The sequence below is a fragment of the Streptomyces sp. CNZ287 genome (genome assembly GCF_007827615.1).
Genome location: NZ_VISV01000008.1, coordinates 53,830 through 75,204 on the forward strand (window position 1 = coordinate 53,830; position 21,375 = coordinate 75,204).

General features: G+C 72.9%; 20 protein-coding genes and 2 pseudogenes. 9 read left to right on the forward strand and 13 right to left on the reverse strand.

The genetic code is table 11. The features are described from left to right. Positions 1 to 27 precede the first annotated feature (27 nt). The 3 genes and pseudogenes from FB457_RS16430 to FB457_RS16440 all read right to left on the reverse strand — a co-directional run. Positions 28 to 1,728: pseudogene (locus tag FB457_RS16430) on the reverse strand (ATP-binding SpoIIE family protein phosphatase); the annotation flags it as partial. 1,918 nt (positions 1,729 to 3,646) lie between these two features. Beyond that, a complete protein-coding gene (locus FB457_RS16435; RefSeq protein ID WP_047016910.1) occupies positions 3,647 to 3,853 on the reverse strand; it encodes a hypothetical protein in 207 nt (68 codons plus the stop codon). Between the two features lie 320 nt (positions 3,854 to 4,173). Then, positions 4,174 to 4,290: pseudogene (locus tag FB457_RS16440) on the reverse strand (hypothetical protein); the annotation flags it as partial. 53 nt (positions 4,291 to 4,343) lie between these two features. Between FB457_RS16440 and FB457_RS16445 the strand changes: the two are divergent. Genes FB457_RS16445 through FB457_RS16455 form a run of 3 tightly spaced genes read left to right on the forward strand, consistent with a single transcriptional unit; the run spans position 4,344 to position 6,862 of the window. Next, positions 4,344 to 5,294, forward strand: coding sequence for an ABC transporter ATP-binding protein (locus FB457_RS16445; RefSeq protein WP_047016911.1), 951 nt, complete (start codon positions 4,344 to 4,346; stop codon positions 5,292 to 5,294). Continuing rightward, a complete protein-coding gene (locus FB457_RS16450; protein ID WP_047016912.1) occupies positions 5,291 to 6,079 on the forward strand; it encodes an ABC transporter permease in 789 nt (262 codons plus the stop codon). The genes FB457_RS16445 and FB457_RS16450 overlap by 4 nt, the downstream gene beginning before the upstream one ends. A 9-nt stretch (positions 6,080 to 6,088) precedes the next feature. Then, on the forward strand, positions 6,089 to 6,862 hold the full coding sequence (locus tag FB457_RS16455) for a MerR family transcriptional regulator (RefSeq protein ID WP_047016913.1): 774 nt from the start codon (positions 6,089 to 6,091) through the stop codon (positions 6,860 to 6,862). A 142-nt stretch (positions 6,863 to 7,004) separates the two neighbouring features. Here the strand turns inward: FB457_RS16455 and FB457_RS16460 are convergent, their stop codons facing one another. Further along, positions 7,005 to 7,742, reverse strand: coding sequence for a TetR/AcrR family transcriptional regulator (locus tag FB457_RS16460; protein WP_145782277.1), 738 nt, complete (start codon positions 7,740 to 7,742; stop codon positions 7,005 to 7,007). 103 nt (positions 7,743 to 7,845) lie between these two features. Here FB457_RS16460 and FB457_RS16465 point away from each other — a divergent pair, with 103 nt between their 5' ends. Beyond that, positions 7,846 to 8,745, forward strand: a complete 900-nt coding sequence (locus FB457_RS16465) for an NmrA family NAD(P)-binding protein (RefSeq protein ID WP_078898339.1) — start codon at positions 7,846 to 7,848, stop codon at positions 8,743 to 8,745. A 3-nt stretch (positions 8,746 to 8,748) separates the two neighbouring features. On the opposite strand, the gene FB457_RS16470 is transcribed toward FB457_RS16465, so the two are convergent. Together FB457_RS16470 and FB457_RS16475 are read right to left on the reverse strand one after the other, a co-directional pair. Then, positions 8,749 to 8,988 (reverse strand): DUF397 domain-containing protein, encoded by a 240-nt coding sequence (locus FB457_RS16470; protein ID WP_145782278.1) that lies wholly within the window; start codon positions 8,986 to 8,988, stop codon positions 8,749 to 8,751. Further along, positions 8,985 to 9,815, reverse strand: a complete 831-nt coding sequence (locus FB457_RS16475) for a helix-turn-helix domain-containing protein (protein WP_047016916.1) — start codon at positions 9,813 to 9,815, stop codon at positions 8,985 to 8,987. The genes FB457_RS16470 and FB457_RS16475 overlap by 4 nt, the downstream gene beginning before the upstream one ends. A gap of 340 nt (positions 9,816 to 10,155) precedes the next feature. Here FB457_RS16475 and FB457_RS16480 point away from each other — a divergent pair, with 340 nt between their 5' ends. Both FB457_RS16480 and FB457_RS16485 read left to right on the forward strand, forming a co-directional pair. Then, a complete protein-coding gene (locus tag FB457_RS16480; RefSeq protein WP_047016917.1) occupies positions 10,156 to 10,554 on the forward strand; it encodes an ATP-binding protein in 399 nt (132 codons plus the stop codon). A gap of 931 nt (positions 10,555 to 11,485) precedes the next feature. After that, the gene (locus FB457_RS16485) at positions 11,486 to 11,929 is read left to right on the forward strand and encodes a nuclear transport factor 2 family protein (RefSeq protein ID WP_047016918.1); all 444 of its coding nucleotides are present in this window, start codon (positions 11,486 to 11,488) and stop codon (positions 11,927 to 11,929) included. A 991-nt stretch (positions 11,930 to 12,920) separates the two neighbouring features. Here the strand turns inward: FB457_RS16485 and FB457_RS16490 are convergent. Next, entirely contained in the window at positions 12,921 to 13,394 is a 474-nt protein-coding gene (locus FB457_RS16490) for an SAM-dependent methyltransferase (protein WP_047016919.1), read from the reverse strand. 94 nt (positions 13,395 to 13,488) lie between these two features. Between FB457_RS16490 and FB457_RS16495 the strand changes: the two genes are divergently transcribed. Then, positions 13,489 to 13,938 carry a nuclear transport factor 2 family protein gene (locus tag FB457_RS16495; RefSeq protein WP_047016920.1) on the forward strand — a complete coding sequence of 150 codons (450 nt, stop codon included), beginning with the start codon at positions 13,489 to 13,491 and terminating at the stop codon, positions 13,936 to 13,938. A gap of 43 nt (positions 13,939 to 13,981) precedes the next feature. Here FB457_RS16495 and FB457_RS16500 read toward each other — a convergent pair whose 3' ends face one another. Next, positions 13,982 to 14,827 carry an alpha/beta fold hydrolase gene (locus tag FB457_RS16500; protein WP_047016921.1) on the reverse strand — a complete coding sequence of 282 codons (846 nt, stop codon included), beginning with the start codon at positions 14,825 to 14,827 and terminating at the stop codon, positions 13,982 to 13,984. 224 nt (positions 14,828 to 15,051) lie between these two features. Next, positions 15,052 to 15,486, reverse strand: a complete 435-nt coding sequence (locus FB457_RS16505) for a nuclear transport factor 2 family protein (RefSeq protein WP_047016922.1) — start codon at positions 15,484 to 15,486, stop codon at positions 15,052 to 15,054. A 95-nt stretch (positions 15,487 to 15,581) separates the two neighbouring features. On the opposite strand from FB457_RS16505, the gene FB457_RS16510 reads away from it, so the two are divergent. Continuing rightward, positions 15,582 to 16,064: a MarR family winged helix-turn-helix transcriptional regulator gene (locus FB457_RS16510; RefSeq protein WP_047016923.1), complete on the forward strand. Its 483-nt coding sequence runs from the start codon at positions 15,582 to 15,584 to the stop codon at positions 16,062 to 16,064. Between the two features lie 67 nt (positions 16,065 to 16,131). Here the strand turns inward: FB457_RS16510 and FB457_RS16515 are convergent, their stop codons facing one another. From FB457_RS16515 to FB457_RS16525, 3 genes are all read right to left on the reverse strand, one after another. Further along, positions 16,132 to 16,836 (reverse strand): hypothetical protein, encoded by a 705-nt coding sequence (locus FB457_RS16515; protein WP_047016924.1) that lies wholly within the window; start codon positions 16,834 to 16,836, stop codon positions 16,132 to 16,134. A 1-nt stretch (position 16,837) separates the two neighbouring features. Continuing rightward, positions 16,838 to 17,395, reverse strand: a complete 558-nt coding sequence (locus FB457_RS16520; RefSeq protein WP_047016925.1) for an RNA polymerase sigma factor — start codon at positions 17,393 to 17,395, stop codon at positions 16,838 to 16,840. Positions 17,396 to 17,490: 95 nt separating this feature from the next. Further along, a complete protein-coding gene (locus tag FB457_RS16525; RefSeq protein ID WP_047016926.1) occupies positions 17,491 to 17,880 on the reverse strand; it encodes a RidA family protein in 390 nt (129 codons plus the stop codon). A gap of 212 nt (positions 17,881 to 18,092) precedes the next feature. Here FB457_RS16525 and FB457_RS16530 point away from each other — a divergent pair, with 212 nt between their 5' ends. Then, a complete protein-coding gene (locus tag FB457_RS16530; protein ID WP_047016927.1) occupies positions 18,093 to 19,295 on the forward strand; it encodes an NAD(P)/FAD-dependent oxidoreductase in 1,203 nt (400 codons plus the stop codon). A 26-nt stretch (positions 19,296 to 19,321) separates the two neighbouring features. On the opposite strand, the gene FB457_RS16535 is transcribed toward FB457_RS16530, so the two are convergent. Next, positions 19,322 to 21,346 (reverse strand): NsdA family TPR-like regulatory protein, encoded by a 2,025-nt coding sequence (locus FB457_RS16535; protein WP_078898341.1) that lies wholly within the window; start codon positions 21,344 to 21,346, stop codon positions 19,322 to 19,324. Between the last annotated feature and the right edge of the window lie 29 nt (positions 21,347 to 21,375).

Consider the following 21,375-nt stretch of genomic DNA (forward strand, 5'->3'; position numbering starts at 1 on the left):
CCCCAGCGGTGGCGACGGCCGGGCCGGTCAGGTGCCGTGTGGCCCCGGTGCGGCCTGTTCGGCCCAGATGACCTTGCCGTCCTGGGTGTAGCGGGTTCCCCAGCGTGAGGTGAGCTGGGCGACGAGGAAGAGACCTCGTCCGCCTTCGTCCATGGTGGCGGCGTAGCGCAGGTGCGGCGAGGTGAGGCTGTGGTCGTAGACCTCGCAGGTGAGCGTGTGGTCGCGCAGCAGCCGTACCTTGATGGGCCCGACGCCGTGGCGCATGGCGTTGGTGATCAGTTCGCTGAGGATCAGCTCGGTGTTCTCCTGGAGGTTCTCCAGCTCCCATTCCGCGAGGAGCTCGGAGACGGCGGCGCGTACGCGGTGGACGGCCGCGGGGTCGGGCTCGACGTCCCACTGCGCGACCTGTTCGCTTCCCAGCACGCGGGTCCGGGCGACGAGCAGGGCGATGTCGTCGCTCTGGACGGGCGGGAGGAGTGCGTCGAGTACGGCGTCGCAGGTCTCCTCGGGGGTGTGACCGGCGGTGGCGAGGGTCTGGCGCAGGATGTCGAGTCCGGTGTCGATGTCCTGGTCGCGGCGTTCGACGAGGCCGTCGGTGAAGAGGACGAGTCTGCTGTCCTCGGGCAGGTGCAGTTCGACGGATTCGAAGGGCAGTCCGCCGATGCCGAGGGGGAGGCCCGAGGGGACGTCCAGGAACTCCACGGTGCCGTCGGGGCGGGCGAGGGCCGGTGCCGGGTGGCCGGCTCTGGCGATGGCGCAGCGGTGGGTCACGGAGTCGTAGACGGCGTACAGGCAGGTGGCGCCGGTGATGGTGGTCTCGCCGCCGGCGGCGACCAGTTCCTGGTCGGTGCGGGTGGCCAGTTCGTCGAGGTGGCCGAGGAGCTCGTGGGGTGGCGGATCGAGGGAGGAGAAGCTGTGCACGGCGGTGCGCAGCCGTCCCATGGTGGCGGCGGCGTGCAGTCCGTGCCCGACGACGTCGCCCATCACCAGGGCGACCCGGGCGCCGGACAGGGGGATCACGTCGAACCAGTCGCCGCCGACGCCTTCCTGTGCGGGGAGGTAGCGGTAGGCGACTTCGACGGCGTTCTGTTCCGGCAGGGTGCGGGGGAGCAGGCTGCGCTGGAGGGCCACGGCCATGCCGTGCTCGCGGGTGTAGCGGCGTGCGTTGTCGAGGGAGACGGCGGCGTGGGCGGCCAGTTCGGCCGCGAGGGAGAGATCGTCCTGCTCGAAGGGCTCGGGGTTCTCCGAGCGCCAGAAGTTGACGACGCCCAGCAGCACACCGCGGGCGCGCAGCGGCGCCGTGATGAGCGAATGGACTCCGTAGTCCAGGATGCGTGAGGCCCGTGTGCGATCGACCTCCCGCCACCCCAGGGACTCACGCAGCCGGGGCACCAGGATCGCCTGCCCGGTCTCGATGCTGCGGGCGGGTGGCGAGGACGGCGCGAAGGTGATCAGGTCGCCGATGGGGAAGAAGGGGGTGTCGTCATGGATATGGCTGACGGCCGTGCGCCGTATCCGCGGACCGGTGTCCCCGCCGCCGGCGATCCCGGGTTCGTCACCGCGCACCACGGCCTCGGGCAGGTCGACGGTGACGTGGTCGGCGAAGCCCGGGACCGAGACCTGGGCCAACTCCTCGGCCGTATGCGTCACATCGAGGGTGGTGCCGACGCTGCTGGTCGCGTCGTAGAGGAACTCCAGCCGTTGCCGGACCAGCTCGACCCGCTGCGACGCCTCGCCGATCATCTCCATCACCTCGTCGGTGCGGACGGGTTCCTGCCCGACCACCGCGTCGACCGCGAGCCGCGCGGACGCCGCCCCGACCGTGCCGGAGAGCTGGGCTTCCGCGTGATGGATCAGCTCCGGGGGCGCCTCGGCCTTCGGCGAGTCGGGCTTCTCCCCCGGGTACGCGCGCAGCGTCCGCTCGGCGCCCTCCCGCCCGAGGAAGCGCTCCAGCATCGTCTGCACGGCGCCGACGGTGGCATGGGCCCGCCAGCGCCGTTCGCTGGCGGGCTCGGCGAGGATGTCGACGAACTGCACCGCCTGTGCCTGTTCGGCGGCATTCGGCCGGTCGGCGAGCGAGACGGCCACATACCCGCCGATGTTCACCAGGGCGCTCCAGAACATCGCGTGGCCGACCGGGTCCATTCCCGCCAGGCCGAACAACCGCTGCGGCCGGAGCAGGCCGATGCCGAACGGGCCCTCATCCAGGAACGAGGCGGGCAGCAGCCCGGATTCGGCAAAGCTCGGCAGCAGCAAGGTGTAGGCCCACATGACGAACCCCGCCACGAGACCCACCAGCACGCCCCGGCGGGTGCCGGCCTTCCAGAACAGGCCGCCGATGATCGCGGGCGCGAACTGTGCCACGGCCGCGAACGACACCAGTCCGAACGACGTCAGCGCCCGCCCCTCGCCCGCGAGCCGGAAGTACGCGAAGCCGAGCAGCACGATCAGCACGACGGTCGTGCGGCGGATGCCCAGGACCAGGCCGGTGAGATCGTCCCGGCGGGCCAGCCGGGACTTGCCGCGCAGCAGCAGCGGCAGCACGAGCGAGTTGGACACCATGGTGCTGAGTGCGATGCTCTCGACGGCGATCATGGCGGCGCCCGCGCTGAGGCCGCCGATGAAGACGAAGAGCGCGAGTGCCTGCTGGCCCGCGGCCATGGGGAGGGCCAGCACATAGGTGTCGGCATCGGTGACCCCGCCGAGCCGCAGAAGGCCACCCGCCGCGAGCGGAAGCACGAAGAAGGTGTTCGCGAGCAGGTACACGGGGAACAGCCACATCGCGCGTTTGAGGTGCTTCTCGTCGACGTTCTCGACAAAGGTGACCTGCCACTGCCGGGGCAGCAGCACGATCGACAGCATGGACAGCACCATGATCCAGACCCAGGTGCCGTAGCTGGTGTGCCCGTGCAGGGTGAACAGTTGGGTGAGGTCGGCCTCCGCCGCCTGGGAGAACAGGTCGTCGAACCCCCCGAACATCCAGAAGGTCACGAAGATCCCGACCGTGAGGAGTGCCGCGAGCTTCACCACGGACTCGAACGCGACGGCGGCGACCAGACCCTCGTGGCGTTCCGCGGTGTCCAGGTGGCGGGTGCCGAAGAGGATGGTGAACGCGGCGAGCAGCAGCGCCGCGTACAGCCCGGTGTCCTGGAGGAGCGGGACCTGGCCCATCTCCGAGGGAGCGGTGATCTCGGGATACCGGCGAATGATCTCGAAGGTGTCGGAGACCGCTTTGAGCTGGAGCGAGATGTAGGGAACGATCCCCACCACGGCGATGACCGTGACCAGACCACCCAGCACCGCGCTCTTGCCGTAGCGGGCGGAGACGAAGTCGGCCAGTGACGTGACCCGGTGCCGGCGGCTGATCCGGATGATCCTGAGCAGCACCGGCCAGCCGAGCGCGAACATGATCACCGGCCCCAGATAGAGGCCCAGGAAGCCGACACCGGTCGCGGCGGCCCCGCCCACGTTGCCGTAGAGCGCCCATGCGGTTTCGTACACCGCGAGGGACAGGGCGTAGACCGTGGCGTTGTTGATCAGGCTCCGGCCGGAGTCCGCCCTCCGATCGGCGTAGAAGGCCACAGCGAAGAGCAGACCGAGGTATACCACCGAAGCGGCGACGATGACCTCGGCCCGGAGCACAGCACTACCTTGATCTGGTGCCGATGAGGGCGACCAGGCCGATCACGATCGCCCAGACGAGATACAGGTACGCCCAGAGGACCGGGACACCGAAGACCCGGTCCACGCGGTCGAACTGCGCCAGCAGCGGTGGCACCACCAGGACGAACCCCAGTGCCCCCACCGCCACGAGGCGCGCGGCCAGCCGGTCGTTGTCTCGTGACTCCGCCACGGCTGCCTCCACAACCCCATGTCACGCCTCGCCACGCACCCAGGTGTGTTCCGTGGCGCATCACGGCCGCCCTCACCGCCGTGCCCGCACAAACACCGCCCCAAGAAGTTATCGGCAGCCCGCTGCACCATCGACGACCAACACACCCACTCCTGGTCCTCTCGCCGGACGACCCACCCCCGGGAAGGCGCCGGGGCGGACGCCTGACGCGGGCCGGGTCCCCCGTGCCGGAGCGCCGGCGGCATGCCCGGCGCCCGGCGCGTACGGCCGCCGGTACCCGGCCCGTACCCGGCCGTCAGCGCCCGCCCTCTGCCGCCACGTCACCCCCGCAGCTCCGCCCGCACCTGCCGCGCCGCCGCCACCAGGCTCTCCAGCGACGCCCGCGTCTCCGCCCACCCGCGGGTCTTCAGCCCGCAGTCCGGGTTCCCCCACAGCCGCCCGCGGTGCCGCCCTTGACCCCGACGCAGGGTCAGCCTCCGAGCATGGGGCCATGACCACGAGAGCCCCCGCCGTCGAGGCCGCGGGACTGCGCAAGGCGTACGGCGGCCGCGAGGTCCTCGCCGGCGTCGACCTCACCGTGCCCGCCGGCACCGTCTACGCCCTGCTCGGCCCCAACGGCGCCGGCAAGACCACCACCGTCCGCATCCTCACCACCCTCCTCCCCGCCGACGCCGGCACCGCCCAGGTCGCCGGCCACGACATCCGCCGCGCGCCCGCCCGGGTGCGCGCGGCGATCGGCGTCACCGGCCAGTTCTCCGCCGTCGACGGGCTGCTCACCGGCCGCGAGAACCTGCGGCTCATGGCCGACCTCGGCCACCTCGCACGCCCCCGCGCCGCTGCCGTCACCGCCGGGCTGCTCGCCCGCTTCGGCCTCGCGGACGCCGCCGACCGGCGGGCCGCGACGTACTCCGGCGGCATGAAGAGGCGGCTCGACCTGGCGATGACCCTGGTGTCCGGGCCGCGGCTGATCTTCCTCGACGAGCCGACCACGGGACTCGACCCGCGCAGCCGCCGCGCGTTGTGGGACGTCGTCCGCGAACTCGTCGCCGACGGGACCACCGTCTTCCTCACCACGCAGTACCTGGAGGAGGCGGACCGGCTCGCCGACCGCATCGGGGTGCTCGACGGCGGCCGGCTCGTCGCCGAGGGCACCGCGGCCGAGCTGAAGCGCCGCGTCACCGGCGGCCACGTCGAACTCCACGTCGCCGACGCCGCGCGGGCGGCGGAGCTGGCGCGCCGGCTGCCCGGCGCGGTGGCCGACCCGGCGGCGCCGGCCGTCACCGTGCCGTACGACGGCAGCCTCGGCACGCTGCGGCGGCTGCTGGCGGGGCTCGACGACGACGGGTCGGTCACCGGGCTCGCGGTGCACACCCCGGACCTGGACGACGTGTTCCTGGCCCTGACCGGCCACGCCGTCCCCGCCGGGGAGGTACGGGCATGAGTGCCCCCGGCACGTACGTCCTGCGCGACTCCGCGACCATGCTGCGCCGCAACCTGCGCCACATGGCCCGCTACCCGTCCATGACCCTCATGCTCGTCGGCCAGCCGCTGCTTTTCCTGCTGCTGTTCACGTACGTCTTCGGCGGCACCATGGGCGCGGGACTCCCCGGCGGCGACCGCGGCTCCTACCCCACGTACATCGCCCCCGGGATCCTCACGATGACGGTCGCGAGCGTGTCCATCGGCACCGCCGTGCTCGTCGCCAACGACATGACCGACGGGATCATCGACCGGTTCCGCACCATGCCTATTGCGAAGTCCTCGGTGCTCACGGGCCACGTGCTCGCCGCGATGATCCAGACCGCGCTGGCGCTCGCCGCGGTCGGCGCGGTGGCCTTCGCGCTCGGGCTGCGGACGGGCGCGTCGGCGGCGGACTGGGTCTGCCTCGCGGGGCTGCTCGGGCTGCTGTCGTACGCGCTGACGTGGTTCACGGTGGCGCTGGGTCTGGCCAGCCCGGACCCGGAGACGGCGAGCAACCTGCCGATGGTCTTCGTGCTGCTGCCGTTCGTGGGCAGCGGGTTCGTCCCCGTCGACACGATGCCCGCGGGGCTGCGGTGGTTCGCCGCGCACCAGCCGTTCACGCCGGTCATGGATCTGATCCGGGGGCTCCTCGACGGGGCGCCGGACGGCGTGGACGCGGCGTGGGCGGCCGGCTGGTGCGCGGCGCTCGGCGCGGCCGGCTACCTCTGGTCGCGCCGCCTCTACCGCACCCGCGCGGCGGCCTAGGATGCCCCGATGCTGACCATCGGCGAACTGGCGTCGTACGCGGGCGTGACGGTCCGCGCGGTCCGGCACTACCACGCCAAGGGCCTGCTCCCCGAGCCGGACCGGGACCACTCCGGCTACCGACGCTACGACGCCGCCGCCGTGGTCGAGCTGATCCGCATCCGCACCCTCGCCGAGGCCGGCGTCCCGCTGGCCCGGGTGCGGGAGCTGCTGCGGGCGGGCGAGGCGGAGTTCGCGGCGGCGGTCGCGGACATCGACCGGCGGCTGCGGGCCGAGATCCGCGCCCGCCGGGAGACCCGCCGCCGCATCGCCCGGCTCACGGCGGGCGACAGCCTGGCGCTGCCCGCGGAGGTGGTGGCGTTCCTGGACCGGCTGCGCGAACTGGGCGTCGACGAGCGGATCGTGGCGGTCGAGCGCGAGGGCTGGATCCCGCTCGCGGCGCACTCCCCCGACCGCGTACCGGAGTGGCTGGCCCGTAAACGGGCCCAGCTCGCCGACCCCCAGTTCCTCGACTTCTACCGCACCCTCGGCCACGCCCTCGACTGGGCGCCGGACGACCCCCGCCTGACCGCCCTCGCCGACGACCTCGCCGCGTACCTCGCCCGCCTCACGGCGGAACGGGGGCGGGACTACGTCGCCGACGTCGACCTCGCGCCGCCCTTCGCGGAGCTGATGGACAAGCTGGCCTTCGAGGCGGCGCCGCCGGCGCGGCGGCTCATCGGGCTGCTGCGCAAGCGGGGCTGGACGGGGTGGACGCGGCTGGAGCCGCTGGATCCGCGTTGATCTCCCGGGGGTGAGGGGTAGACATCACGGGGGGTCGGCGGGACTCAGGAGGCACGGAGATGGCTGTGGGACGTCGATCGAGGCTGCCGAAAACGGGCGACAGGGCAGCGGAGGGCGGGGCGGGCAGATCGGTCATGGGAGCTTACGAGCCGAGGCGGCGACGGTGTGCCCGCTGTCGGCAGGTCGCTCCGCAGTAGCGGGCCGGGCGGCCGGAGGGCCGGGCCTGGAGCCGGGCCCCGCACTCCTCGCACCGCCTTGCCGCGTGCAGCGCGCCGGGTGCGTCACGGAACACCTGCCCTTCCGTGACGGGTCCGGGGCTCCGCAGGCTCTCCAGTGCCAGCCGCGCCATGCGGGCGCCGCCGTTCCGGTCGCGGTGGGCGGCCCGGGTCGTCGAGCACCCGACGGTGAGCGCGGCGACGTCGTCCGCGCCGACGTCGGTGCGGACCCCGCCGGCCTGCTGGGCCGCGCGGAGCAGTTCGTCGAGTGCCCGGCGGAACCGTCGTGCCGACGCGGCCAGGCCCGGGCGCGGCCAGTTGGTCTCCGCGGTCAGGGCGTCGCAGGCGTGCTTGCGCCCGAGGGACGTGTCGACGACCTCCAGGAGGAAGCCGAAGAACGCCGTGACGGGGTCGGCGCGGGCCGCCCACCGCCGGGCGGCGTCCACCGCGTCGTCGACCTGCCGGACGAGTACGGCCTCCAGCAGGATCTCCTTGCTGGGGAAGTGCCGGTACACGGTGCCGGCGCCGACCCCCGCCTGCCGTGCGATCGCGCCGAGCGAGATGTCCGTGCCGTGCTCGTCGAACGCCCGCGAAGCGGCGGCGAGCACCTTCGTGCGGTTACGGCGCGCATCGGCCCGGCCGATGTCGTGGGGAGCTGCGGTCATGTCACGTAATCCCTTGTCCGTCGCAGTCAACCGGGTGGAGCATTCCACATCGACCCCGGACCGACCCGATCGTGCCACCGACAATCCCGGGGCGGAGGACGACATGACCACTGACCGCTTGGTCGTTGTGACCGGTGCGACCGGACGGCAGGGCGGCGCCGCCGCACGCCGGCTCCTTGCGGCGGGCAGGCCGGTGCGCGCGCTCGTGCGGGATACGACGGCTGCCGCCGCCAAGGCACTCGAATCCGCCGGCGCCGAACTCGTCCGCGGCGACTTCGACGACCCGTCGAGTCTGCCCGCGGCACTGGAGGGAGCCGCGGCGCTGTTCGCCGTACCGCCCGTCGCCTTCGGACCGGACGGCTCCGGCGTGGAGCAGGAGTTCGCCCGTGGCCGGGCGCTGATCGATGCCGCGACCGCCGTGGGGGTCGAGCACGTGGTGTTCACGGGCATCGCGTCCACGCCGGGTCGACTGGGCGGCTCCGAGGGGAAGAAGCGCATCGAGGACTACCTGCGGGAGCGGATCCGGTCGGTGACCGTGCTGCGGCCGGTGCGCTTCATGTCGAACTACCTCGCCGCGCCGCCCGTCGGTGTCGACGGCATCGTCCACGGCGTGCACCGGCACATCTTCCCGCCGGACGAGCCCGTCCAGATCATCGCGGTGGAGGACATCGCCGAATTCGCCTCGCTGGCCTTCGACAGGCCGGACCGGTTCGCGGGGCGGACCCTGGAACTGGCGGGGGACGCCCCCACCCCGGCCGAGGCGGTCGCCGCGATCAGCGAGGCCACCGGAACCGCGGTGCGCTACGAGCAGATCACGCATGCCGAGGCCGTCGCACTCAACCCCGAGATCGCACAGGTCCGGGAACGCTGGGCGGCCGGATCGCGCTGGCACGCCGACATCGAAGCCCTGCGCGTCATCCACCCCGGACTGCGTACGCTCGCGGACTGGCTCGCCGAATCCGGCACCGCCCTGCTGCGAAAGCGGCTCCTCGAAACCGCCTAGTGCTCAGGCTGTGGGGTCGCGATCTTCGGTGCCGAACTCGTTGCGCCGGACGGCGGTGATGAAGGACGTCCAGGCGGAGGGCTCGAAGGTGAGCGCGGGGCCGTGGGGGTCCTTGCTGTCACGGACGGGGACGACGCCTGAGGTGACGTAAGCAGGAGCCCACTCGACACAACTGCCCCCGCCGTTTCCGCTGAAGCTCGACTTGACCCATTCCGCGCGGGAGAGGTCAGGCGTGGTGCTCATGTCGGAAGTACCTCCATGACGGACCGGAAAAAGGTCGCTGAATCGTCTGGCGACAGGGCGGATGCCCTTAACAGATCGTATACCCGCTGCCGTTCGACGACGCTTTCCTTTTCCTCCATCAACGTGCCTGTCGTGATGCTCTCCTCGTAGGCGACCCGTGCACCATCGGCCGAGGTCATCAGGGTGAGCGTGCCTCCGGCCAACGCATGTCCCCCAAGGCCGAAGGGGACGACCTGGACCATCGTCTTCTGCGTGAGCGTCAGCTCTGCGAGGTGCGCGAGTTGGGTCCGCATCACTTCCGGCCCGCCGAAGCCCCGGCGGAGTGCCGCCTCGTCCAGCACCGCCGAGTAGTCCATCAATGTGTCGGAGGTAAGTACCGACTGCCGACTCATACGAGCGGTGACCAACTCCTCGATGCTGTCTTCCGACGCCCAGGGGTTGGCCTGCCGGAACTGGGCACGTGCATAGCCCTCCGTCTGCAAGATCCCGGGCACGATCTGACCGCCGTACTCCCCGATCGCTTGGGCGCGTGCCTCAAGTTCCATACGGCGCTTGAACTGGTCGGGGTGAATCTCCTTCGCCGCGAGCCGGTACAGCTCCTGGAAGATCCCGTCCGTGCCGAAGGCGGCATCCAGCCGCGGCGGCAGATCCGGCGGCGGCATGGCTTCCGCCGTCTCGATGCGGGCCAGGTGGCTGCGGCTGATGTTCACCACGTCGTTCAGCGCTTCGAGGCTCATGCCCGCGCGCATGCGGTGGGCGCGCATCTTCGCGCCGAAGAGGTGTCGGGCGCTTCGGTCGGGGGTGAGTTCGCGGGGACGTGCGGGCACTGTGCGACTCCCATCTCTCCAGCGGTAGCGGGAGACGTGAAGACCTGTTGCTCGCCGGTACGGAGGGCAACGATGTTCTTACGCAACGTAGTAGACCCCCGGTCGGGGCATCAGACGAACTGACGAATTGGCAGGCATGGCGATGGCAGACAGGCAGGCGGCGGACGAACCGACCGGGGGACTGTTCACCTGCGCTTCTGCGGGAGACGGGGGGAGTGCCGGGGAAGGCTTCTTACCCCGGCGGGTCAGGGGGGCCAACTCTGACCGCTTCGCCCGCGGAACCACGTGGGGAGAGGGACGGGGACCACAGCTCAGCTCCGCTCGGAACGAGGTAAGCACCATGACCACGCAGGCGCGGATGTTCGCCAGGAGTGCCCGTTCGGTAGGCAGGGCACGCGAGTTCGTCGCAGGTGTGGTGGGCGCGGGGGACCGGGCGGACGACATCCGGGTGTGCGTCTCGGAGCTGGCGACCAACGCGCTACGGCACACCCCCGTGGGTCGCCGCTTCCTCGTACGGGTTGCCGTGCAGCCGCACGTCGTTCAGGTGGAGGTACACGACCCCGGGGACGGGGAGCCCCACGTGTGCTCTCCCGCGGACACGGACGACCGCGGCCGGGGGTTGCTCCTGGTCGAGGCCCTGGCCGACGACTGGGGTACATCCGCCCGCAACGGCCCTGGCAAGTCCGTCTGGGCGACGTTCAAGGTTTCCGGGGCGCCGGAGGGTGCGGCGGGTTGGTAGGAGCGGCGCCGGGGATGGGCCCCCTGTCGGGGGCACGGCACTTCGCCAAGCCCTCCACGTCCGTCACGTCTGTCCGGCTGCTGGTCTTGGGGGTTGGTGTTTCCCCTCACGCCCGCCCAAGGGTATGCGGTTGCTGTGACATTGCCGGGTTTCCGGTGTGGTGGTGTGCGTGGGGCGGGTACGGGGGTGCGGTGCCGGGCTGGTGGTGGTTCGTGGGGCGGGGGGTGGTGTCGGGGGAGCCGAGTTGGGGTGGACCCGTGCCGTCAGGGCTCCCCCGGGGCCGCCCCGTTCCTTGAGCGTGCGGGCCTGTGTCCGCCGTCAAGGGCGCCCCTCTCCGCTTCGCTCCGCAGGCCGCCCGCCCGCGAACATCCCCGGGTGACAGGGGCGGAATCAGGGCCGACGGAATCGAGGCCGACGGAAGCGGGCAGGCGGTGCCGGCCGGGGGCACGCCGGCGGACAAATCTCGCCGTAACTCGCGGTAACCGACCCGCCAAACCTGACTAAATCCGGCACGAAGGCTGAGTTTTGCCCCATCACGAGCGCCAGCCACCCCCGAGACCGGGATCCACAGCCCGACCCGCTCCTGAGTGGACACCATCGGTACAAACTCGCGGTAACCCTCGCGCCAAACCACCCCAAACCGCCCACGCGAGCCGAGTTTCGCCCAACGACACGCCCGCACCACCTCCAGACACGCCGACTGCCGCCCAGCCCGCCCGAAGTGCACGCCGCCGACACATACTCGCGGTAACACCCCTCATGAATCAGGGCAAACCACCCACACGGGCCGACTTTTGCCCACCGACGCGCACCCCGCCCCGGGGCGAAGGGCCTGCCTTACCCCGGAGGTAATCGCGTGGGCCGGCCTACGCGGGCAAGCTTGCTGATCTCTCCGCGTCGCCCGGACGCGGACCAAGACGTAGGGACAGTTGTGTCACAAGCCGCGCCCGCGAACACGCGCACTGTGGTTGAGGAATTGCTGCGCAGGATCGGCGAGGGTGATCCCGACCGCATCGCCGAGCTGTACGCCGAGCAGAGCGACTGGAAGCTGGATTGGCCGGAAGCCGAGCACGGTCGCCCCGCCACGCCCTGGATCCGCCACCGGTCCACCCGGGCCGACGCGGCGGCCCACTACCGCGAGATTGCCGAGCATCACGTGCCGGAACAGGCGGCGACCGAGGTCGAGCGCATCCTCATCGACGGAAACGACGCGATTGTGCTCGGGGAGATCCGCCAGACCGCCCGGTCCACCGGACGTGCGTATCGCGCCCGGTTCGCCCTGCACCTCACCGTCGAGGACGGTCTCGTCACCCGACACCACGTCTACGAGGACAGTCTCGCCGTCGTCCAGGCCTTCGACCCGGAGCATCGGTAAGAGCCACCGGGCCGCCTCTCACCAACCGTCCGCTGGCGTGCCCCCGGCCGGCACCGCCTGCCCCGCTTCCGTCGGCCTCGATTCCGTCGGCCCTGATTCCGCCCCTGTCACCCGGGGATGTTCGCGGGCGGGCGGGGCTCGGCTCCGGTGGCTCGCCCCCACCCGCCGGGCCCGCCTGTGTCTGGGCCGGGTCCGGCTCCGGTGGTCGGGCCCACGTCCACTGGGGCGTCCCCCGACCGGGCGGCCCCGGTCCCCGTCTCTTCCCTCTCGGCGTCCGCCCGCGAACCCGGCGGGCTCAACTCCCGACGCTCCGGCCCCGTCCGCGCGGCTGCCCTTGCGTAGCTTCGGCTCAGGGTGCCCGCTCCCTCCGGGCCACCCATAACCGCCGGTCTTTTACGGGCCGGAGTCCCCGGTCAAGGGGCGAGGCGAAGCCCCATCGCGTAGCGACGCCTGCGGAGCGAAGCGGAGGGGCGCCCTTGACGGCGGACACAGGCCCGCACGCTCAAGGAACGGGGCGGCCCCGGGGGAGCCCTGACGGCACGGGTCCACCCCAACTCGGCTCCCCCGACACCACCCCCCGCCCCACGAACCACCACCAGCCCGGCACCGCACCCCCGTACCCGCCCCACGCACACCACCACACCGGAAACCCGGCAATGTCACAGCAACCGCATACCCTTGGGCGGGCGTGAGGGGAAACACCAACCCCCGGCGCAAGCAGCCGGACAGCCGGACAGACACCAAAGGACACCAACCCCCCGGGCCAGCAGCCCAGCAGACACCAGAGCACACAACCCCCGGGCCAGCAGCCGGACAGACACCAGAGGACATCAGCCCCCGGGCGAACAGCCGGACAGGCACGAGAGGGCACGACCCCCGGGGCGGACAGCGGTGCCCCCGGCGCCGATCACGCCGTACCCGGCCGCCTCCCCCGCATCGCGGCACCCCGACGCCGACCGGACCGGCCTCCCCGCCCCTCCGCCGCCTCCCCCTACGGCTTGAAGTACTCCGACATCATCCGGCTCACCCACTCCGGCTGCCTCACCTCCGCCGGGCGGAACTCCTCCATCGCCGGCTTCAGGTCCACCACCGGCGTCCCCGACACCGCGTCGAGCCCCACCACCGTCAACTCCCGTCCCTCCACCGACTCGATCGCGCACGTCGTCGCCCCCAGCCGGTTCGGTCTCCGCGGGCCCCTGCCCGCGAAGATGCCCATGGGCGGGAGGTCCGCTCGGCCCCGGTACGGGCGGGGTTCGTTGACGGCGCTGGCATCGGGTTCCGGGAAGCGGTCGAAGACGAAGACGACCTCCACGTGCGAGAAGCCCTCCAGGCCCTGGAGGCATGCCTCGCCGAAGCGCTCGTCCACGGTGATCGTGCTGCGGACGGCACCCCAGTTGTCCGTGTTCTGGATGTCCGTCCGGTCGTTGCGGACCGTACCAATCGGTGTGATCTCGAAGCTCGGCATGGCCAGAGGCTATCCCCGCCGCGGACCGGGGCGTGCCGAACGTGATGTCCGATTCCCGCCAGCCATCCGCCCCCGCGCCGATCATGCTGGCGGCATGACGACTTCATCCGCCACAGACTCCGTGACCGTCCTCACCGGCATGTATGCCGCCGAGGCGGAGTACCTCGCCGCCGGCGGTCCCGGCGAGGCTTCGTTCGACATTCTCGCCCCCTTCTTCGCCCCGGACGTCGTGTTGCATCAAGCGGAGGCCCTGCCGTACGGAGGCACCTGGCGCGGGCACGACGGCATGACGCGCTTCTTTCTCGCGATGGGCCGGGTCTGGGAGACGTTCGACATGGTGGAGCAGGAGTTCCTTGCCACCGGTGAGACCGCGGTCGTGCTGACGCAGGTCCGTGCGCGCGCTCGTGCGACCGGCCGTGAACTCGGCTTCCCCATTCTGCAAACGATCACGGTCAAGAACGGGCAGATCACCGAGGTCCGTCCGTTCTACTGGGACACCAGGGCAATCGCCGACGCCTGCACCGGATCCGTGCCGACAGGCTGACACCGACCGCACGGGCATCGGTGGTCCTGGCGACGGGCCGTCGTCAGGGGGCGGATTGCTCTCTGAGCCATTCCAGCGCTGTCGCGCCGGAGCCGAGTACGGAGATGTGGCCGTCCTCGGGCCGTATCCACAGCTCCGCCGCCGGGCAGTGGCGCGCCAGCCACTCGCCGTGTGTGCGGGGGATCACCCGGTCCCGGCCGCCGTGCAGCAGCAGCACCGGCGCGGTCACCGCGGCCGGGTCGAAGCCCCAGGGGCCGACGTTGGCGAGGTCGTCGTCGACCAGCCCGTCCGGGCTGCCCGCGACGGCGGGGCCGACGACGTCGTCGAACCAGGACCACGCACCGGCCAGCGCCGCGTGGTCGGCCGCCGTGAACATCTCCGGCTCGTACGCGGCCTCCGCCTCGTGCTCCTCCTTCGCCGCGCGCCCCGCGACCGCCGCCCGCAGCGACTCCGCGACCGACGACGCCATCCCGGCGAACCAGTCGAGCCCCGCCGCCCCGAACGGCGCCGGTCCCGCCACGCTCACCACCGCCGCCACCCGGTCCGGTGCCAGTGCCCCGCACGCCAGGGCGTGCGGGCCCCCGCTGGAGTGCCCCACGGCGGCGAACCGCCCGATGCCCAGTTCGTCGGCTACCCGCGAGGCGAGCGCCGCCGCCGACGCCATGTCCCGCCCGGGCCACGGGCTCGACCCCCCGTACCCCGGCCGGTCGTACGACACCCAGCGGAGCCCCAGCCGCTCGGCGTCCGGCAGCAGCGGCCCGGGCGGCGCACCGACGTTCGGCGTCCCGTGGTGCCAGAAGACGGCGAGCCGGTCATCGCGGCCCTCGCCCCCGGTGTCGTACACATGCAGCCTGCGCCCGCCCTCCAGTTCCACATCGATCTCCCTCATGTCCCCCATCCTGAGCCACGGGTCTGACATCCGGCGCTACGAGTGCGCATACGCGCTCCACGGTCCGGCTGCTGCTGTCAGGGCCGGAGCCGGGCCCGGTGCCCCGGTGGGTGCCCGGGTCTCTTGCGCCTGACGCGGGCGGCCGAGGTGGCTGCGCAGCCGCCTCGCCGCGCTGACCCGCGCCGCGGGCCGGTCCACCCCGCGGAGTAGGTTCATGCGGACTTCTACAGGGCCCGGTCGAGGGCCTCGGTCAGTGCGACCGGGGTGACGTCGAGGCGGTCGAAGCGCCAGCCGTCCTCGGTGCGGCGCGCTCCGTAGCGGTGGATCGCGGCAGCGATCGCCTCCGTCTTGTCGTCGAGTACGAAGACGGCGACGTCGTGGGCCCGCACCGTGGCCGTCCTCCCGTCGATCACGATGACCAGGTTGGACTTGGTGTGCAGGGTGCGGACGTATGTGTCGTGGCCCCCGCGGGCGAGTCCGACGAGCGCCTCGATGCCGTGGGCCTCCCCCCGCGGGGACCTGACGACGACGTCCGGGGTGAAGAGCCGGTCGGTCTCGTCGAAGCGGCCTTCGTCGATCCACAGGCTGTGGCGGGCGACCAGGTCGGCCAGTGCGGCGCGGTCGGCGAGGTCGCGGATCAGGGTTTCGGTACCGGGCATGACGCTCTCCTCAAAACGTTAGTGTTACTAACGGTTGACTCACGACCGAATGTATATCGTTAGTGTCGCTAACGCAAACGGGTAGGATGCCCGGCATGGAGACCGCCGACGAAACGCGATTCGACCGCGGCGACGAGACCCCGGAGCGGCTCAAGCGCCAGCTCTCGCGGCTCGTCGGGATGACGGCCGTCCAGACGCGGCGGGTAGCGGGCGACGCGCTCCGGGCGGTGGGCGCCCGCAAGGACCACTTCGTGGTGCTCGCCACACTCGCCGAGGCGGGTCCGGCGAGCCAGGCGGCCCTGTCCGGCCGCACCCGTATCTACAAGAGCGATCTCGTCTCGGTCCTCAACGACCTCGCGGACGGCGGCTGGGTCCGCCGCACCCCCGACCCGGCCGACAAGCGCCGTAACGTCATCACCATCACCGAGGACGGCGAGCGCCGCCTCGACGAACTCGACCGCGTACTCGACGGCGTCAACGAGCACATCATGGCCCCGCTCGGCCGCGACGAGCGCACGCAGTTGTTCGCCCTGCTCGGCCGCGTCAACGCGCACCTCGACGACGTGCCGGACCGCTGACCGGGGGTCCGTCGTCAATCTCCCGTCGTGCGCCCGCAGGGCGCAGGCGGGAGATCGACGCCAGGTCCTAGCGGTTCTTCCAGAACGACGGGCACGTGACGCCCTTCTCCTGCGCCTTGTCCAGCGCCCGCAGCCGCTCCTCCCGGACCGTCTCCAGGCCGCGCCCCTTGCCCGGCCCGTCGCGGAAGTACGAGATGTCGTGCCGGCCCAGGTCCTCCACCAGCAGCGGTTCACCGCGGGCGAAGGGCTTCTCCGCGTTCCACTCCACCGGATCGGGCAGGCGCACCGTCACCTGCCTCTCCGTCGACGGGGGCACGTGCCAGCGGACGTCGGTCAGCGTGACCTCCACCCACGGGAACGCGTCCGGCGGGTGCGGGACCTGCTGCACGTCCGCCACCGTGCCCTCCAGCAGGCGCTTCGTGCACGCGGCGTTCTGCAGGCGTGACAGCCCCTTGCCGTCCGCATCCCCTCCCGCATCCACTCCGGCGTCCTCCGCGGCGCCCGCCCCCGCGTCGTCCTTCGCGATACGGTCCGTCCCCGCGCCGCTGATCGTCGTGTACGCGAGCAGGCAGAACGCCACCACCGCCGCCGCGCTCACCACCGCCGCCAGGGCCCGCCGTGCCCCCCGCACCCGCCGGACCCCCGGCGACGGCTCGGTCCAGCCCCAGTCCCCGCTCGCCGTGCCCCCCTCGCGTGCCCCTTCCGCCTCGGCCGCGATCAGCCCCAGCGCCCGCCGCAGCCGCGCCTCCTCCGCCTCCGTCAGACCCGGCACCTCACCCCACCTCCCTCTCCCGCAGCCGCGTGCGCAGCACCGCCGCCGCGCCGTGCAGGCGGCTCTTGACCGTGCCCTCCGGGATGCCCAGGGCCTCCGCGATGTCCTTCACCGGCAGGTCCGCGTAGTAGCGCAGCACCACCACCTGGCGCTGCCCCGGCGGCAGTTCCTCCAGGCCCTCCGCCACCGCCAGGGCCAGCAGCCTGGCGTCCTCGGGGTGTTCCGCCGGGCGGGTCCAGCGGGCGGCGAGGCGGTCGCGCAGGCCCGCGTCGCGGGTGCGGCCGCGGTGCCAGTCCGCGGCTACGCGGGAGGCGACCGCCGCCGCCCACGCGGCCGGGTTGCGGACCGGGGCGCGGTCCGGGGCCAGGTGCTGTTCCAGCAGCTTGAGCTGGACCTGCTGCACGCCGTCGTCGAGTTCGCCGAACGGCACGCCGCCGAGCGCGAGCACGGCCCGTACCCGGCGCGTGTCGGCCGCGGACAGCGCGGGGTCCGTGTGACCCGCGCCGTCCGCGCCGTGCGCGCCGTGCCCGCCGTGCGCCGGTCTGCGGCGGACTGCCATCGCGTCGCCTCCCTTGCCCTGCCTGCAACCGCGTCAGGGCTATGACGGAGTACGGGCACAGAACGTTCGCCCGGACCGTGAACCGCTGACCGACCTCACCCCGGCACCACCGCCAGGGCATCCACCTCCACCCGGAACTCCGGGCTCACCAGGCCCGCGACCTGCACCAGCGAACTCGCCGGCGGGAGCGCCGGGTTCTGGATCTCGTCCCGTACGCGGCGGAACGCCGGCAGGTCGTCGAGGTCCGTCAGGTAGACCGTCAGCTTCACGACGTGCTCAAGGCCGGAACCCGCCGCCCGCAGCGCCGTCGTGAGGTTCGCGAACACCTGGCGCACCTGCGCCTCCGCGTCGTTCTCGCCCACCAGGCGGCCGGCCTCGTCCAGCGGCACCTGGCCGGAGACGGCGACCATGGTGCCCGTGAACGTCACCGCGTGGCTGTAGCCGTTGACCGGCGGGGATCCGTCGGGTCGGACGATGTGCTGCATGCGCGTGCTCCGCTCGTCGATCGGTTCAGTGCTCAGCTAGTCGATCAGATACCGGCATCTCGAACCTACCTTCCGCACGAATCTTGCTTTCCTTCCCGCCACGGGTGATATCCGGACACGTCATCTTCCATTCCCTCGCCGCGGCCCGCTCGATGGCAGCCTGGTAGCGACTGGTGCACGAGCGAAACGGGGGCGAATCCATCGTGCGCATTGTGGTGATCGGTGCAGGCGTGATCGGTACGGCGCTGGCGGTGCAACTCGGCAGCGGGGGGCAGCGGGGCGGGGGACCGCGGGCGGACGGCGACGTACAGGTGTGGCTGCTCGACGGCGGCGAACCGGGGGCCGGGACCACGGCGAGCTCCATGGCCTGGATCAACGCCCACTCCAAGACCCCGCGGCACTACCACGAGCTGGCGGTCTCGGGCATGCGCGCCCACGCCGCTCTCGTACGGGCCACGGGACCCGCCGCGTACGCGGACGGGGGAGGCGGCGGCGCCCGCGGCCCCGGCTGGTACCGCCCCGGCGGCGCCCTGCGGTGGGCCTCCGGCGGCGCCGGGCTCGACCGGCTCCGCCGGACCGTCGCCCGGCTGCGCGACTGGGGGTACGCCGCGGAGTGGATTCCCGTGACACGCGCCCGGGAGCTGGAGCCGGCGCTACGCATCGAAGACGCCGCCCGGGTCGCGTACTTCCCCGACGAGGCCGCCGTCGACACGCGGCCCTTCGTCGCCCACCTCCTCGCCGCCGCCCGCGCCCGCGGCGTCCACGTCCGTACCGGCGAGGACGCCCGCGTCGTGGCCATCGACACCGCCGGCGGCCGGGTGCGCGGCGTGCGGTGCGCCGGGGGCGAGACGGTGCCGGCGGACGTCGCGGTGTGCTGCGCCGGGTGGCGGACCCCGGCGGTCGCGGCGCTGGCCGGCGCGTACGTGCCGCTGGTGCCCGGCGACGCGCCGGGGTCCGAGGCGCCGACGCTCCTGGCCCACCTGCGGCCGGGCGAGGCCGCGGGGCCGCCGCTGACCCGCATGGTGCTCAGCCCGGGTCTGCATGCCCGCCCGCTCGCCGGCGGGCGCGTCTACCTGGAGGCGCTGGACCTCAACGACGAGGTGGACCAGCACACGCCCGCCGCGCGCGTCACCGCGCTCGGCCGCGAACTCCACGCCCGCGCCCGCGCCATGCTGCCCGGCCTCGCCGGCACCGCCCGGCTCGCCGACGCCCGGGTCTGCACCCGGCCGCTGCCGCCGGACGACAACTCCATCGTCGGCCCGCACGCCGAGGCCGAAGGGCTCTACACCGTCGTGACGCACAGCGGCATGACTCTGTCCCTGCGGCTGGGGGAGCTGGTGGCACGGGAGTTGCTGACCGGCCGGGACGCGCCGGAGCTGGCGCCGTACCGGCCCGCCCGCTTCGTACGCCCTTAGGACCCCCGCTTCCCCGACCGCGCGCGTCAGCGCAGCATCCGCGCCGCCTTGTACGAGAAGTCCCGTGCCGCCGGGACGTTCCGGAACGGCCGCAGCCGCTCCCGGAACCCGGCGAGATAGCCCCGTACCCGCTCCGACTGGATGTCCTCCGTCGCCCGCAGCGCGCCCGTCGCCACCTGGCAGGCGCGCTCGACCTCCCGCTGCTGGAGCCACGCCGTGGCCAGCACGACGCGCGTGAACGCGATGCTGCGCGCGTACCGGTCCGTGCGCGCCGCGATCCCGTGCTCCGCGTGCGGCCGGGCGGCGCGCGCCTGCCGCAGGTCGACGAGGCAGTGCGCGATCTCGTCGTGCAGCTCCGCGCCGCTGAAGTAGCGCAGCCAGACCGGCTCCTGGGCGGGCGTGCCGGCGGACAGCGCACTCTCGGCGTGGGAGAGGGAGATGGCGGTCGCGCGCGAGTCGCGCAGCCGCGCGTGCGCGCGGGCGGCCATCGCGTGCAGCACGGCGCGTCCGGCGGGGGTCAGGCCGGGTTCGGCGAGGCCGGCTTCGGCGAGTTCGACGGCTTCCCGGTAGTCGCCGAGGTGGACCGCCTGGTGGGCGAGGGTGCCGAGGATCTTGGCGGCGAACGCGCGGTCGTGGCCGTGGTACGCCATGTCGAGGGCGAGCCGCAGATAGCGCCGGGCGGCGCCGTGCCCGCCGGTGTCGTACAGCAGGTGCCCGGTGTGGTGGGTGACGAGGGCCGCGGCGCGGAACAGGTTGCGGCCGACCGTGCCCGAGTAGCTGCCTTCGAGCATCGGCAGCACGTCGGTGCGGAGGTGGGTCATCGCGATCGACCGGGCGGCGCCGCCGCCGTAGCGGTTGTCGAGCATCGCCAGGTGCTCGGTGAGCGCGTGGATCTTCGCGATGTCCGGCTGTCCGACGCGGTACGAGCCGATGGCGCGCTGCGGCGGCGCGGGCGGCGTGGCACGGCGCCAGCGGCGGACGGAGTCCCGCAGGTCGGTGGCGGAGACCGGCGGGAGGGCGTAGCGCGGGTCGGCGTCCCAGAGCTGGGCGGCGGTGCGGACGGCGCCGAGGGGCGTCGACGGGCCGCGCAGGCCGAGGTCGTCGGGAGGGAGGCGGCGGCGGGCGAGGGAGGCGGCCCCGCCGGCGGTGGCGTAGCCGGTCGGGGGCGGGGCGGCGAGGTCGCGGGGCGTGATGTCGCGGCCGAGCCGCCGGGAGAACACGGCGGCGATCAGCTCGGGCGGTACGGAGGAGCCGAAGCTGCCGCGCAGCCAGCGCTTGACGTAGGTGTGCGTGCACCGGAGTTCGAGCCCGCGGCGCCGGCCCAGCTCCCGTACCTGGCCGGCGAGGGAGGTGGGGGTGAGCCCCGACTCCCGCATGAGGGCGGCCAGCCGGACGTTCACGTTCTCGCCCGCGGCGGCACCGGGGTGTGCGCCGGTGCCGCCGCCTACGCCGGGCCCCCGGCCGCCCGAAGCCCTGGCCCGGGGCCGGGACGCGGTGGTGGACGGGGGCGCGGTGGTGGGCCGGGCTCCGGCGGTGGACCCGGATGCGGTCCCGGCTCCGGACGCGGATCCGGCGCCGGCCGGCGCCGGGGCGCCGAACCGCCGGAACAGGGCCCGCCCCACCGCGTGCCCGGCTCCGCCGGGATCGGCGCCCGGCTGCCCGCCCGCGGCACCGTTCGCCTCCCGCCGGGGTGCCTTCCGCTCCCGTACGCCCTGCTCCCCGCCGGCCGGCGCGCCCCGCTCCCGTACCCACGACTCCCGTGCCCCGCTCCCCCGTTCGCGCCCGCCCGCCCCCGGCCCCCGTTCTCCCGCGCCCCGGACCGCCCCCAGGCGTTCCCGCGCGAACCGGTTGCGCCAGCGGCACACCGTCGCCGGGGTGATGCCGAAGCGGGCCGCCACTTCGCCGTTCGACTCACCCGCCGCACACGCCAGTACGATCCGGCAGTGCAGCCGCGTCGCCGCCGGGGTGGCGCTCCGTGCGACCAGGTGTTCGAGGAAGTGGAGTTCCCGGTCCGTCAATGTCAACCGAGTCGTGGGCCTGCCTCGCGTCATGGACGCGCATTATTGCCGGTCCGGCGCTG

What these genes read in the sequence shown, in the direction of transcription:
- FB457_RS16445 (WP_047016911.1), top strand. Translation starts at nt 4,344, where the DNA reads ATGACCACGAGAGCCCCCGCCGTCGAGGCCGCGGGACTGCGCAAGGCG.
- FB457_RS16450 (WP_047016912.1), top strand. Translation starts at nt 5,291, where the DNA reads ATGAGTGCCCCCGGCACGTACGTCCTGCGCGACTCCGCGACCATGCTG.
- FB457_RS16455 (WP_047016913.1), top strand. Translation starts at nt 6,089, where the DNA reads ATGCTGACCATCGGCGAACTGGCGTCGTACGCGGGCGTGACGGTCCGC.
- FB457_RS16460 (WP_145782277.1), bottom strand. Translation starts at nt 7,742, where the DNA reads ATGACCGCAGCTCCCCACGACATCGGCCGGGCCGATGCGCGCCGTAAC.
- FB457_RS16465 (WP_078898339.1), top strand. Translation starts at nt 7,846, where the DNA reads ATGACCACTGACCGCTTGGTCGTTGTGACCGGTGCGACCGGACGGCAG.
- FB457_RS16470 (WP_145782278.1), bottom strand. Translation starts at nt 8,988, where the DNA reads ATGAGCACCACGCCTGACCTCTCCCGCGCGGAATGGGTCAAGTCGAGC.
- FB457_RS16480 (WP_047016917.1), top strand. Translation starts at nt 10,156, where the DNA reads ATGACCACGCAGGCGCGGATGTTCGCCAGGAGTGCCCGTTCGGTAGGC.
- FB457_RS16490 (WP_047016919.1), bottom strand. Translation starts at nt 13,394, where the DNA reads ATGCCGAGCTTCGAGATCACACCGATTGGTACGGTCCGCAACGACCGG.
- FB457_RS16495 (WP_047016920.1), top strand. Translation starts at nt 13,489, where the DNA reads ATGACGACTTCATCCGCCACAGACTCCGTGACCGTCCTCACCGGCATG.
- FB457_RS16500 (WP_047016921.1), bottom strand. Translation starts at nt 14,827, where the DNA reads ATGAGGGAGATCGATGTGGAACTGGAGGGCGGGCGCAGGCTGCATGTG.
- FB457_RS16505 (WP_047016922.1), bottom strand. Translation starts at nt 15,486, where the DNA reads ATGCCCGGTACCGAAACCCTGATCCGCGACCTCGCCGACCGCGCCGCA.
- FB457_RS16510 (WP_047016923.1), top strand. Translation starts at nt 15,582, where the DNA reads ATGGAGACCGCCGACGAAACGCGATTCGACCGCGGCGACGAGACCCCG.
- FB457_RS16520 (WP_047016925.1), bottom strand. Translation starts at nt 17,395, where the DNA reads ATGGCAGTCCGCCGCAGACCGGCGCACGGCGGGCACGGCGCGCACGGC.
- FB457_RS16525 (WP_047016926.1), bottom strand. Translation starts at nt 17,880, where the DNA reads ATGCAGCACATCGTCCGACCCGACGGATCCCCGCCGGTCAACGGCTAC.
- FB457_RS16535 (WP_078898341.1), bottom strand. Translation starts at nt 21,346, where the DNA reads ATGACGCGAGGCAGGCCCACGACTCGGTTGACATTGACGGACCGGGAA.